Origin of the sequence: Agromyces tardus (assembly GCF_003710805.1) — a bacterium.
GTDB classification, from domain to species: domain Bacteria; phylum Actinomycetota; class Actinomycetes; order Actinomycetales; family Microbacteriaceae; genus Agromyces; species Agromyces tardus.
The window spans coordinates 1-12,835 of record NZ_RHHB01000032.1 but is presented as its reverse complement, the minus strand read 5'-3'; the positions used below and the strand labels follow the sequence as shown (position 1 = coordinate 12,835).

Annotated in this window: 10 protein-coding genes; 5 read left to right on the top strand and 5 right to left on the bottom strand. The window is 71.3% G+C overall.

Annotation, left to right across the window (positions count from 1 at the left end; genetic code table 11):
- Nucleotides 1-24: 24 nt before the first annotated feature.
- On the top strand, nt 25-1,518 hold the full coding sequence (locus EDM22_RS13740; RefSeq protein WP_122937657.1) for a sensor histidine kinase: 1,494 nt from the start codon (nt 25-27) through the stop codon (nt 1,516-1,518).
- A gap of 100 nt (nt 1,519-1,618) precedes the next feature.
- Here EDM22_RS13740 and EDM22_RS13735 read toward each other — a convergent pair whose 3' ends face one another.
- Nucleotides 1,619-1,867: a WhiB family transcriptional regulator gene (locus EDM22_RS13735; RefSeq protein WP_122937656.1), complete on the bottom strand. Its 249-nt coding sequence runs from the start codon at nt 1,865-1,867 to the stop codon at nt 1,619-1,621.
- A gap of 205 nt (nt 1,868-2,072) precedes the next feature.
- On the opposite strand from EDM22_RS13735, the gene EDM22_RS13730 reads away from it, so the two are divergent.
- A complete protein-coding gene (locus tag EDM22_RS13730) occupies nt 2,073-2,564 on the top strand; it encodes a hypothetical protein (RefSeq protein ID WP_212591955.1) in 492 nt (163 codons plus the stop codon).
- 55 nt (nt 2,565-2,619) lie between these two features.
- On the opposite strand, the gene bcp is transcribed toward EDM22_RS13730, so the two are convergent.
- The 3 genes from bcp to aroA form a co-directional block, all read right to left on the bottom strand.
- Entirely contained in the window at nt 2,620-3,096 is a 477-nt protein-coding gene (bcp, locus tag EDM22_RS13725; protein WP_122937655.1) for a thioredoxin-dependent thiol peroxidase, read from the bottom strand.
- 73 nt (nt 3,097-3,169) lie between these two features.
- On the bottom strand, nt 3,170-4,228 hold the full coding sequence (rsgA, locus tag EDM22_RS13720) for a ribosome small subunit-dependent GTPase A (RefSeq protein ID WP_122937654.1): 1,059 nt from the start codon (nt 4,226-4,228) through the stop codon (nt 3,170-3,172).
- On the bottom strand, nt 4,225-5,595 hold the full coding sequence (gene aroA / locus EDM22_RS13715; RefSeq protein ID WP_122937653.1) for a 3-phosphoshikimate 1-carboxyvinyltransferase: 1,371 nt from the start codon (nt 5,593-5,595) through the stop codon (nt 4,225-4,227). The genes rsgA and aroA overlap by 4 nt, the downstream gene beginning before the upstream one ends.
- Before the next feature lie 37 nt (nt 5,596-5,632).
- Between aroA and EDM22_RS13710 the strand changes: the two genes are divergently transcribed.
- From EDM22_RS13710 to EDM22_RS13700, 3 genes are all read left to right on the top strand, one after another.
- Nucleotides 5,633-6,358: a sigma-70 family RNA polymerase sigma factor gene (locus EDM22_RS13710; RefSeq protein WP_376918009.1), complete on the top strand. Its 726-nt coding sequence runs from the start codon at nt 5,633-5,635 to the stop codon at nt 6,356-6,358.
- Entirely contained in the window at nt 6,355-6,612 is a 258-nt protein-coding gene (locus EDM22_RS13705) for a zf-HC2 domain-containing protein (protein ID WP_122937651.1), read from the top strand. Before EDM22_RS13710 ends, EDM22_RS13705 begins: the two co-directional genes overlap by 4 nt.
- Nucleotides 6,613-6,728: 116 nt before the next feature.
- Nucleotides 6,729-9,110 carry an MMPL family transporter gene (locus EDM22_RS13700; RefSeq protein ID WP_122937650.1) on the top strand — a complete coding sequence of 794 codons (2,382 nt, stop codon included), beginning with the start codon at nt 6,729-6,731 and terminating at the stop codon, nt 9,108-9,110.
- Nucleotides 9,111-9,253: 143 nt separating this feature from the next.
- On the opposite strand, the gene EDM22_RS13695 is transcribed toward EDM22_RS13700, so the two are convergent.
- On the bottom strand, nt 9,254-12,835 hold a 3,582-nt coding region (locus tag EDM22_RS13695; RefSeq protein WP_122937649.1), incomplete at its 5' end, for a multifunctional oxoglutarate decarboxylase/oxoglutarate dehydrogenase thiamine pyrophosphate-binding subunit/dihydrolipoyllysine-residue succinyltransferase subunit.

Genomic DNA, 12,835 nt, shown 5'->3' with positions numbered 1-12,835 from the left:
GGGGCCTGCCAGTACGCTGGACCTGTGTCGACCCTCAGTGATCTCGTCCTCGCCCAGGGGCGCAGCAGCCAAGCCGACGTCGACTGGCTGCACATGCTCGTCGGCGACCTGCAGCTGCTCGCGGACCTCGCCTTCGCCGACATCGTGCTGTGGGTGCCCTCCGTCGACGACCGGTTCGTCGCGGTCGCACACGCACGCCCGTCGAGTGCCGCGACGCTCTTCTATCGCGACTTCGTGGGCCAGACGATCCGTCCCGAGTGGCACGGTCAGGTGTCCGAGGCGTTCCGCACCGCGCGCATCGTCGACTCGTCGGTGCCGGATTGGTACGAGGAGATGCCGACGCGGGTCCGCGCGGTCCCGGTGATGCGCCGCCTCTCGGCGACCGGCACCGAACTCGCGCCCGAGCCCGTGGCCGTGATCACGCGCCACACCAACCTCGGCTCGACGCGCACGCCGAGCCGCCAGGAGCTCACGTTCAACGACTGCGCCGAGGAGCTCTTCCAGATGATCGCGTCGGGCGACTTCCCCGACCTCGGCGCGCCCACCGGGCCGCGACGCGGGGCGCCGCGCGCGTCCGACGGCCTCATCCGCCTCGACGTCGACGGCATCACGACGTTCGCGAGCCCCAACGCCCTGTCGGCGTTCAACCGCATGGGCTTCGACGACGAGCTCGAGGGCGAGTCGCTCGCGGATGTCTCGACGCGGCTGCTCTCCGGCAAGCTCGTCGTCGACGAGTCGCTGCCGCTCGTCGTGACGGGCCGCGCGCCGTGGCGCACCGACGTGGAGTCGCGCGGAGTCACGGTGTCGCTGCGCGCGATCCCGATCCGCCGCCGGGGCGAGCGCACTGGGGCGATCGTGCTGAGCCGCGACGTGACCGAGCTCCGCCACCAGGAGCAGGAGCTCATCACGAAGGACGCGACGATCCGCGAGATCCACCACCGCGTCAAGAACAACCTGCAGACCGTGGCCTCGCTGCTGCGCATCCAGGCGCGGCGCACCCACTCGCCGGAGGCGCGCGACGCCCTGACCCAGGCCATGCGGCGCGTCGGCGCGATCGCCGTCGTGCACGACACCCTTTCCGAGGGCCTCGCCCAGAACGTGGACTTCGACGACGTGTTCGACCGTGCGCTGCTGCTCGTGGCGGAGGTCGCGTCGGCGCACAACACCACGGCGCATCCGAAGCGGTCGGGATCGTTCGGCGTGCTGCCGAGCGAGTACGCGACGCCGCTCGCCCTCGCGCTCACCGAACTCGTGACGAACGCCGTCGAGCACGGGCTCGCCGGTCAGGAGGGCGACGTCGAGATCATCGCGCGCCGCGACGAGACCGTGCTGTCGGTGCAGGTGCGCGACACCGGCTCGGGCCTGCCCGAGGGCAAGGTGGGTGAGGGACTCGGCACGCAGATCGTGCGCACCCTCATCCAGGGCGAGCTCGGCGGCACCATCGACTGGCACACGGTCATGGGCCGCGGCACCGAGGTGACGATCGAGGTGCCGATGCGCTGGATCACCGCGAGCTGAGATCCGGACCGGGTCGAGCGGATGCCGCGCTGCTGCGGCATCCGCTCGAAGTGGTCGTGTGCACGACTGCGCGACGCAGACGTGCGGTGGCGGGGCGGGGTCAGCCCGCTCGGCGCGCACGAGCGGCGCGGCGCTTCAGCGCGCGACGCTCGTCTTCGCTGAGGCCGCCCCACACGCCCGAGTCCTGGCCGGTCTCGAGGGCGTACTGGAGGCAGATCTCCGTGACGGTGCAACGGCCGCAGACAGCCTTCGCCTTCTCGATCTGGTCGACGGCCGGACCGGTGTTGCCGACGGGGAAGAAGAGTTCCGGGTCAGCGGTGAGGCAGGCGGCTTTGTCGCGCCAATCCATGGAGATGCTCCTTGTTGTGTTTCGATTCGCAGCATTCGAGGCGCACAGGCGCGACCGTTCGACGGCAATGCTGCAGGGGGAAAAGCCGAATCTCGGGAAGTAGGATCAAGACTGATCGGCTCACGTCCCTGTGAGCATCAATTCGGCCTCATAAATGTTTGCATAGCGGAGAGAGCGAATCAAGAGTGGTGTTCGGGAGAAGCCTGTGAATCGGAGTGCCGACGGTCGACCCGAGGCCGGTGGAACGGGGGACCGCGGGCGCGCCGACGGCACCGCGGGAGCCGCCCCTGCGGGCGGCGTGCGAGCCGCGCTCGCGGTCGTGAGCGTGCTGCTCGTGCTCGAGGCCGTGGCGGTCGCGGCGCTCGCCGTGTGGCTCGTGGTCGACCTGCTGACGATGCAGCCGTCGTCGTTCGCCACGGCCGTCGCGCTCATCGTGCTCGTGGCGATCGCGGCGGCGTGGCTGACGGCGATCGCGATCGCGTCGCTGCGGCGTGCGCCGTGGGCGCGCGCCTCGGCGATCGTGTGGCAGGTGCTGCAGCTCTCGATCGCCGTCGGCGCCTTCCAGGGGCTCTTCGCGCGGCCCGACCTCGGCTGGGCGCTGCTCGTGCCGGCGATCACGGTGATCGGCCTGCTCCTGTGGACGCCCGTACGCCTGGCGTACGCCCGCCCCGAGGACGCGGAGACCGAGGCCGGCTGAGCCGGCGGCATCCGCGCCCTTCACGGGCGTCGAGGCGAGTCGGATCGGGGGCGGGTCAGCCGTCGAGGCCGAGCTCCTTGCGGAGGCGCGCGACGTGACCGGTGGCCTTGACGTTGTACATCGGCTTCTCGATGCGTCCCTCCTCGTCGATGATGAACGTCGAGCGGATCGATCCGACCACCGTCTTGCCGTAGAGGGACTTCTCGCCCCAGGCGCCGTAGGCGTGCTGCACGGCGAGGTCGGTGTCGGAGAGCAGCGGGAACGTGAGGTGGTCGCGCTCGGCGAACGTCTTGAGCTTCGCGGTGTCGTCCTTCGACACGCCCAGCACGCGCACGCCGGCGCCCGCGAACGAGTTGAGGTTGTCGCGGAAGTCGCACGCCTCGGTCGTGCAACCCGGCGTCATCGCCTCGGGGTAGAAGTACAGCACGACCTTCCGGCCGCGGAGCGAGGAGAGCGTGACGGGGTTGCCGTCCTGGTCGGGGAGCGTGAAGTCGGGTGCGAGGTCGCCCTGGGCGAGACGTGCGTCGGTCATGCGTCAATCGTAGGCACGGTGCGGATGCCGCGGTGCCGCCGGGGACGGCGGCCGGTGCCGGGTGCCGGCGGTGCTACTCGACCCGGGTGCTCCGCGCGGCGAAGGTGCCGAGCAGTCGCTGCAGGGAGTCGAGGCGCGCTCGGCCCGTGTCGCCGAGCTCGCCCGCCTCGACGGCCTCCGCGATCGCGCAGTCGGGGGCGTCGGGCAGGTGCGTGCAGCCGCGCGGGCAACGCTCGGCCACGGCCGCGAGGTCGGAGAAGGCGCCGAGGATGTTGGCGGGGTCGACGTGCCCGAGGCCGAACGAGCGCACGCCGGGGGTGTCGATGACCCAGCCGTCGCCCGCCTCGGTGTGGACCCGCAGCGAGACGGTCGACGAGGAGGTGTGCCGGCCGCGACCCGTGACGACGTTGACGACGCCCGTCGCGCGGTTCGCGTCGGGCACGAGCGCGTTCACGAGCGTGGACTTGCCGACGCCCGAGTGGCCGACGAACACGGTGCGGTGCCCGATGAGCGCCGCGGTGATCTGCTCGAGCGGCATGCGGTCGGTGCTGCTGCGGAACACCGGCAGGTCGAGCCCCGCGAAGTTCTCGAGGAACGGCGCCGGGTCCGCGAGGTCGGTCTTCGTGATGCAGAGGATCGGCGCGATCCCCGCATCGAAGGCGGCCACGAGGTAGCGGTCGAGCAGGCGGATGCGCGGCTCGGGATTCGCCGCCGCGACGACGATGAGCATCTGGTCGGCGTTCGCGACGATGATGCGCTCGACCTCGTCGGTGTCGTCGGCGCTGCGGCGCAGCAGCGTGGTGCGCTCCTGCACGCGCACGATGCGGGCGAGGGTGCCGGGGTCGCCGGTCGTGTCGCCGACGAGGTCGACGCGATCGCCGGTGACGACCGACTTGCGGCGCAGCTCGCTCGCGCGCGCGGCCGTGATGACGTGCTCGTCGGGCGTGCCGTCGCCCACCAGCACCGCGTAGCGCCCGCGGTCGACGCCGTACACCCAGCCCTCGACCGCGTCGGCGTGTTCGGGGCGCACCTTCGTGCGCGGGCGGCTGCCGCGGCGGTTCGGACGGACCTTGACGTCGGACTCGTCGTACTCGTCCTCGTCCTCGTCCTCGTCGGTCTCCCACCAGCTCATGCGAGCAGTTTCCCCCAGAGCTGCGTGAACTGGGGGAGCGTCTTCGACGTGGAGTCGATGTCGTCGACCACGACGCCGGGCACGGCGAGGCCGACGATGGCGCCGGAGGTGGCCATGCGGTGATCGGCATATGCGCGCCAGGGGCCGCCGTGGAGCGGAGCGGGTTCGACGCGCAGGCCGTCGTCGAGTTCGGTGACTCGGCCGCCGAGGCCGTTGAGCTCGGCGGCGAGGGCCGCGAGACGGTCGGTCTCGTGGTGGCGGATGTGGCCGATGCCGGTGAAGGTGCTCGGCCCGTCGGCGAGGGCGGCGAGCGCGACGAGGTTCGGCACGAGCTCGCCCGCCTCGGAGAGATCGAGGTCGACCCCGCGGATGCCGCGACCGCCGTCCGCGCCCGGCTCGGGCGCGTGCACGGTCAGCCGCGATTCTGCGCGCTCGACGCGCGCCCCGAACAACGGCAGGAGCTCGGCGAGCTGCGCGCCGACCTGCGTCGTCTCGGAGGGCCATCCCGTGATCGTGACGGAGCCGCCGGCCACGAGGGCCGCCACGAGGAACGGCGCCGCGTTCGACAGGTCGGGCTCGATGTCGACGTCGATCGCACGGATCGTGCCGGGTGCGACGCGCCACCGGCCCCGCTCGGGCTGCTCGACCTCGACGCCGCGTGCCGCGAGCGCGGCGATCGTCATCTCGATGTGGGGGAGGCTCGGGAGGCGCTCGCCCGTGTGGCGCAGGTCGAGGCCGCGCTCGAACCGCGGGGCGGACAGCAGGAGGCCGGAGACGAACTGGCTCGACGCCGAGGCGTCGATCGCGACCTCGCCGCCCGCGACGCGCCCGGTGCCGTGCACCGTGAAGGGGAGCGCCCCCCGGCCGTCGTCGTCGAGGTCGACGCCGAGCGCCCGCAGGGCCTCGATCGAGCCGCCCATCGGTCGCCGTCGTGCGCCCTCGTCGCCGTCGAACGTCGTGGGGCCGAGCGCGAGCGCGGCGACGGGCGGCAGGAAGCGCATGACCGTGCCGGCGAGTCCGCAGTCGATCGTGGTCGAGCCCAGGAGCTCGTCGGCGGGGGTCACGACGAGGTCGTCGCCGAACCCGCCGTGGCCCTCGCGACGCTCGAAGCGGGTGCCGAGCGCCCGCAGCCCCTCGATCATCAGCTCGCTGTCGCGCGACCACAGCGGGGCGCGCAGCGTCGAGGACCCGTCGGCGAGCGCGGCGAGCACGAGCTCGCGATTCGTCAGCGACTTCGATCCGGGCAGCGAGAGCACCGCGGCGAGCGGGCCCGGCGCCACGGGCGCACGCCACCCGGCATCCGTGTCGGTCTGGCGGTTGTCGCCGTAGGGATCGAACTCGGGAGCGGAATACCTCGAAATCTGCATCGGTTATCAACAGTAGCGTCAGCGAACGCGGAAGGAGATGGTGCGCGTGCAGGCAGCAGTGCTCGAACGCCCGGACACTCGCAAGGTGCACGATCTAGGATTGCCGGTGATGACCGGCGACGAGATCGACACCACGATCGACACACAGGCGAACGACGACACGAGGCCGCTCGGCGAACTCTTCGAGGAGCAGGCGCTGCCGTTCATCGACCAGCTCTACGGTGCCGCGCTGCGCATGACCAAGAACCCCGCCGACGCGCAGGACCTGGTGCAGGAGACGTTCGTGAAGGCGTTCGCCGCGTTCGGGCAGTTCACGCAGGGCACGAACCTCAAGGCGTGGCTGTATCGCATCCTCACGAACACCTTCATCAACACCTACCGCAAGAAGCAGCGCGAGCCCTATCAGGGCACGATCGACGACCTGGAGGACTGGCAGCTCGGCGGCGCCGAGTCGACCACCGCGACCTCCGCGCGCTCCGCCGAGGCCGAGGCGATCGACCACCTGCCCGACAGCGCCGTGAAGGACGCCCTCCAAGCGCTGCCCGAGGACTTCCGCCTCGCCGTGTACTTCGCCGACGTCGAGGGATTCTCCTACCAGGAGATCGCCGACATGATGAACACCCCGATCGGGACCGTGATGAGCCGCCTGCACCGTGGCCGGCGGATGCTTCGCGAGTCCCTCGCCGACTATGCCCGCGAGCAGGGCATCGAGACGGCGGCCAAACCCACCAGGAGGCAGACCATGCCGAGGAGCCCACGATGACCGACTGCGGCTGCGAGAAGGCCAAGGCCGAACTCGAGGAATACCTGCACAACGAGCTGTGCCGCGAGGATGCCGCAGACATCCGCGAGCACATGGAGAGCTGCCCCGACTGCTCGGCCGAGCTGCGCGTCGGCGTCGCGATCACCGAGGTCGTGCAGCGCGCCTGCAAGGAGAGCGCGCCCGAGGAGCTCCGCATGGTGGTGCTCACGCGGATCCGCGACATCCAGGCGGGACACGGCGCACTCGTCGACTGACCCGTCCGGCAGACGCCGGAACGGCGACGTTCGAACTTTCGATTGACCCGTCCGGCGGCCGAGCGAACTTTCGGTGGACGCGCCGTGCGCGGGGCGGCCCGTAGCGTCGTTGCACGATGAACACGAACGCCGCACCCAGCACGCGCACCGGCAGAGTCCCCCTGTGGCTCCGGGCGCTCATTCCCACCGTCCTCATCCTCATCTGGTTCGCGCTCTTCGGCGCCGGCGGGGCCGCCTTCGGCTCCCTCAGCGACGTCTCGAAGAACGACCAGGCGTCCTTCCTCCCCGCGTCCGCCGAGGCCACCGAGGTCAACGAGTTGCAGGACGGGTTCCGCGACTCCGCGAACATCCCGGCGATCGTCGTCTTCGCCTCCGACGGCGGCAGCGAGCTCGACGAGGCCCAGCTCGCCGCGATCGAGGACCTGCGCGTCGAGGTGCTCGACCTCGAGGGCGTCGTCGACGACGAGACGTCGCCCGTGATCGTCTCGGACGACGGCGAGGCGGCCCAGTTCGTCGCCTCGATCGCCCCGAGCGACGGCGAGGAGGGCTCGGGCGTCACCGTCGAGGAGATGCGGGCGCTGCTCGACGAGCAGCCGGTCGACGGCACGACCGCGGCCGTCACCGGTCCCGCGGGGTTCACCGCCGACCTGTCGGCCGCGTTCGCCGGCATCGACGGGCTGCTGCTCGCGGTCGCGCTCGCCGCGGTCTTCGTGATCCTGATCGTCGTCTACCGCTCGCCCCTGCTGCCCGTGATCGTGCTCTTCACGAGCCTCACCGCGCTCACCGCCGCGGTCTTCACGGTCGTGCAGCTCGCGAAGGCCGACGTGCTGCTGCTCTCCGGCCAGACGCAGGGCATCCTCTTCATCCTCGTCATCGGTGCCGCGACCGACTACGCGCTCCTGTACATCGCCCGGTACCGCGAGGCGCTCGCCGTGCACGAGCGCCGGTGGGATGCCACGTGGGCGGCCCTCAAGGGCGCCTGGGAGCCGATCGTCGCCTCGGGCGGTACCGTCATCGTCGGCCTGCTCATCCTGCTCGCGAGCGAGCTCAACTCGAACAAGATCCTCGGGCCCGTGGCCGCGATCGGCATCCTGTTCGCGGTGCTCGCCGCGCTCACGCTGCTGCCGGCGCTCCTGCTCTGGGCGGGCCGCGTCGCGTTCTGGCCGCGGCGCGTGCGCCACCCCGACGCGACCGCGGCGACGCAGGCAGCGGATGCCGCGACCGGGCAGGCCGGCACCGCGCTGCCCGCGACCCCCGTCGTCGACGCCGCGACCACCGAACGCGGCGTCTGGGCGGCGGTCGGGCGCCTCGTCTCGAAGCGCCCCCGCACCGTGTGGGTCGTCTCCACGCTCGTGCTCGCCGTGATGTCGCTCGGGCTGCTGCAGCTCGACGCCGATGGCGTTCCCTCGAGCGCGTTCGTGCTCGGCGAGTCCCAGGCGCGCGACGGTCAGGAGCTGCTCGGCGAGCACTTCCCGGCCGGTTCTGGCACTCCCGCCGTCATCATCGGCCCGGAGGACGAGCTGCAGGCCATGGCCGACATCGCGCTCGGCACCGCCGGCGTGGCATCCGTCGCCGTGGTCTCGCAGGACTCGCCCGCCGGCTCGGCGCCCGTGACCGCCGACGGCATCCAGGCGTTCGGCCCTCCCGGCACGCCGGCGCCCGAGCCCACCGTGGTCGACGGCCAGGTGCTGCTGCAGGCGACCCTCGAGGACGCCGCCGACTCCGCCCCGGCGGAGGAGACCGTGCGCGAACTGCGGGTCAGCCTCGACGACGTCGGCGAGGACGTGCTCGTGGGCGGCCCGACCGCGGTCGCCCTCGACACGAACGACGCCGCGGTCGCCGACCAGCGGCTCATCATCCCGCTCGTGCTGCTCGCGATCCTGGTGATCCTCATGCTGCTGCTGCGCGCGGTCGTCGCGCCGCTCGTGCTCATCGGCAGCGTCGTGCTGTCGTTCGCGGCTGCGCTGGGCGTCTCGGCGGTCGTGTTCGAGAACGTGTTCGGGTTCCCGGGCGCCGACCCGTCGGTGCCGCTGTTCGGGTTCGTGTTCCTCGTCGCGCTCGGTGTCGATTACAACATCTTCCTGATGACCCGGGTGCGCGAGGAGTCCATCGTGCACGGCACGCGGCAGGGCATCCTGCGCGGCCTCAAGCTCACCGGCGGGGTGATCACCTCCGCGGGCCTCGTGCTCGCGGCGACGTTCGCCGCGCTCGGCGTGCTGCCGATCCTCTTCCTCGCCCAGATCTCGTTCATCGTCGCGTTCGGCGTGCTGCTCGACACGTTCCTCGTGCGCACCCTGCTCGTGCCCGCGGCCGCCTACGACATCGGCCGCGCGATCTGGTGGCCGAGCCGGCTCGCCCGGGCCGACGGCGACGGCGACGGGCGCGATGCGTCGAGCGCCCGGCCGGGTCTCGGGGGCGAGCGTGTCGCCGGCGGCGATGCGACCGATCCGGATGCCGCGGGCGGCGCGCCCGAACGGGAGCCGGTCCCGGTTCGCTGAGGCCGGCGGGTGCGGCGACGAGCGACCGCCGCACCCGCCCCGGAGTGTCAGGGCGCGACACCGTGCCACACGACGCGAAGAGCGGATGCCCCGTGGGGAGGCATCCGCTCTTCGTCGTGTCGGCGGCGACCGCCGCCCGGCTCTTACAGCGTGAGCGCGCGGCGCACGATCTCGGCCTGCTCGGCCGCGTGGCGCTTCGCCGAACCGGTCGCGGGCGAGGCGGCCGCGGCGCGCGCGACGACCTGCACCGGACGCGGGCCGAGCTTGTTCGTCTCGATGACGAAGAACGGCCAGGCGCCCTGATTCTCGGGTTCCTCCTGCGCCCACATGAGCTCGGCGTTCGGGTACGAGTCCGCGACGGCCTTGAGCTCCGCGGCGGGCAGCGGGTAGTACTGCTCGAGGCGCACGACCGCGATCTCGGGGTTCGGGTTCTTCTCGAGCTCCGCGGCGAGGTCGTAGTAGAGCTTTCCGGCGAGGAACACCACTCGCTTCACGGCGCCCTTGTCGGTGATGCGCGCATCGTCGATGACGGGCTCGAACCGGCCGTTCGTGAAGTCCTCCACCTCGCTCGTGGCACCGCGCAGGCGCAGCATCGCCTTCGGCGTGAAGACGACGAGCGGGCGGCGCGGACGCTGGTAGGCCTGGCGGCGCAGCAGGTGGAAGTACGACGCGGGCGTCGACGGGCGGGCGACGGTCATGTTGTCCTCCGCGCACATCTGGAGGTACCGCTCGATGCGGGCGCTCGAGTGGTCGGGGCCCTGGCCCTCGTAGCCGTGGGGGAGCAGGAGCACGACGCTCGAGCGCTGGCCCCACTTCTGCTCGGCCGAGGAGATGAACTCGTCGATGATCGTCTGGGCGCCGTTGGCGAAGTCGCCGAACTGGGCCTCCCAGAGCACGAGCGCGTCGGCCCGCTCGACGGAGTAGCCGTACTCGAAGCCCATCGCCGCGTACTCGCTGAGCAGCGAGTCGTAGATCCAGAACCGCGCCTGGTTGTCGGAGAGGTTCTGCAGCGGCAGCCACTCCTGGCCGTTCGCGCGGTCGTGCAGCACCGCGTGGCGCTGCACGAAGGTGCCGCGGCGCGCGTCCTGCCCGGCGAAGCGCACGGGCGTGCCCTCGAGCAGGAGCGAGCCGAGCGCGAGCAGCTCGCCGAATCCCCAGTCGATTTTGCCGTTGCGGCTCATGTCCTGGCGCTTGGTGAGCAGCTGCTGGATCTTCGGGTGCACGGTGAAGCCCGTGGGCTTGTTGGCGAACGCGTCGCCGATCGCGTGCACGACCTCGGTCGGCACGGCCGTGGACTCCAGCTGGCCCGTCGCGGGCTCCTCGTAGCGGTTGAGCTCGGCGTCGGCGCCGACGATCGGGATCGCACCGGTCTGCGCGGCGTGCGTCTCGGCGAAGGCGCGCTCGAGGCGGTCCTGGAAGTCGCGGTGCGCGTCCTCGTACTCCTGCTCGGTGATGTCGCCGCGGCCGACGAGGGCCTCGGTGTAGAGCTTGCGCACCGAGCGCTTGGCCTCGATGAGGTTGTACATGAGCGGCTGCGTCATCGAGGGGTCGTCGCCCTCGTTGTGGCCGCGGCGGCGGTAGCAGACGAGGTCGATGACGACGTCGCGCTTGAACTCCTGGCGGTAGCGGAACGCGAGCTCCGCGACCCGGACGACGGCCTCGGGGTCGTCGCCGTTCACGTGGAAGATCGGCGCCTGGATGGTCTTCGCGACATCCGTCGAGTAGATCGACGAGCGCGCGTCGCCCGGCACGGTGGTGAAGCCGACCTGGTTGTTGACGACGATGTGGATCGTGCCGCCCGTGCGGTAGCCGCGCAGCTGCGACATCTGCATCGTCTCGACCACGACGCCCTGGCCGGCCATGGCCGCGTCGCCGTGCACGAGGATCGGCAGGATCGAGAACGAGCCGATGGGCTTGCGGTCCTGCTTCGCGCGCACGATGCCCTCGAGCACGCCGTCGACGGCCTCGAGGTGCGAGGGGTTCGCGGCGAGCGACACGGGCACCTGGTGGCCGTCGTCGGCCGTGAAGGTGCCGGCCGTGCCGAGGTGGTACTTCACGTCGCCCGAGCCGGAGAAGCCCTTCGACTCCTGCGTGCCCTCGAACTCGCGGAACACCTGGCCGTACGTCTTGCCGGCGATGTTGGTGAGCACGTTGAGGCGCCCGCGGTGCGCCATGCCGATGGCGACCTCGTCGAGACCCTCCTTCGCCGCGCCCTGCAGGATCTCGTCGAGCATCGCGATGACGGACTCGCCGCCCTCGAGGCTGAAGCGCTTCTGGCCGACGTACTTCGTCTGCAGGAAGGTCTCGAAGGCCTCGGCCTCGTTGAGCTTGCCGAGGATGCGCATCTGCTCGTCGTGGGTGGGCTTCTCGTACTTGCGCTCGACCTCGCCCTGGATCCACTTGCGCTGCACGGGGTCCTGGATGTGCATGTACTCGATGCCGATCGTGCGGCAGTAGGAGTCGCGGAGCACGCCGAGGATGTCGCGCAGGAGCGCCGTGCGCTTGTCGCCGAAGCCGCCGGTGACGAACTCGCGGTCGAGGTCCCAGAAGGTGAGGCCGTGGCTCGCGATGTCGAGGTCGGGGTGGGAGCGCTGCACGTACTCGAGCGGGTCCGTGTCGGCCATCATGTGGCCGCGCACGCGGAACGAGTTGATGAGCTCCTGCACGCGCGCCGTCTTGTCGATCGCGCTCGCGATGTCGACCGAGATGTCGGGCGCCCAGCGGATCGGCTCGTAGGGGAGGCGGAGCGCCGCGAAGAGGTGCTCGTAGAAGTCGCGCTGCCCGATGAGCAGCTCGTGGACCTTCTTCAGGAACTCGCCCGAGCCGGCGCCCTGGATGACGCGGTGGTCGTACGTGGAGGTGAGGGTGATCGTCTTGCCGATCGCCAGGTTCGCGAGGGTCTTCTCCGACGCGCCCTGGAACTCCGCCGGGTACTCGAGGGCGCCGGCGCCGATGATGCAGCCCTGCCCCTTCATGAGGCGCGGCACCGAGTGCACCGTGCCGATGCCGCCGGGGTTCGTGAGCGAGATCGTGGCGCCCTGGAAGTCGTCGGCGGTGAGCTTGTTGTTGCGCGCCCGCGAGACGAGGTCTTCGTAGGCGGTGAGGTACTCGTTGAACGTCATCGTCTCGGCCCGCTTGATCGCGGGGACGAGCAGGGCACGGCTGCCGTCGGGCTTCGGGATGTCGATCGCGATGCCGAGGCCGATGTGCGCCGGCTTCACGAGGCTCGGCTTGCCGTCGACCTCGGAGTAGTAGACGTTCTGGCTCGGGAACTCCTTGAGCGCCTGGATGAGCGCCCAGCCGATGAGGTGGGTGAACGACACCTTGCCACCGCGGGTGCGGCGCAGGTGGTTGTTGATCACGATGCGGTTGTCGATCATGAGCTTCGCCGGCACGGTGCGCACGCTCGTGGCGGTGGGCACGGTGAGCGACTGGTCCATGTTCGCGGCGAGGGTCTTCGGGAGGCCGCGCAGCGGCACGATCTCGTCTTCGCGCTCGGCCACGAGGGCGGCCTGGTTGGGGCTCGTGACGGGCACGTCGGCGGGCACCGGCGCGGTGCGCGGGGCGACCGAGGTCGTGCGAGCCTCGGGGGCCTGGCCGATGACGGGCTGCGGCGCCGTGGCGGGTGCGGGGGCGACCTCGGGGGCGGTCGCGGCGGGGGCGGGCTGCGCGGGAGCAGCCGCCGGTGCCTCGGGTTCGGCTGCGGGAGCCGGGGCGGCGGCGGG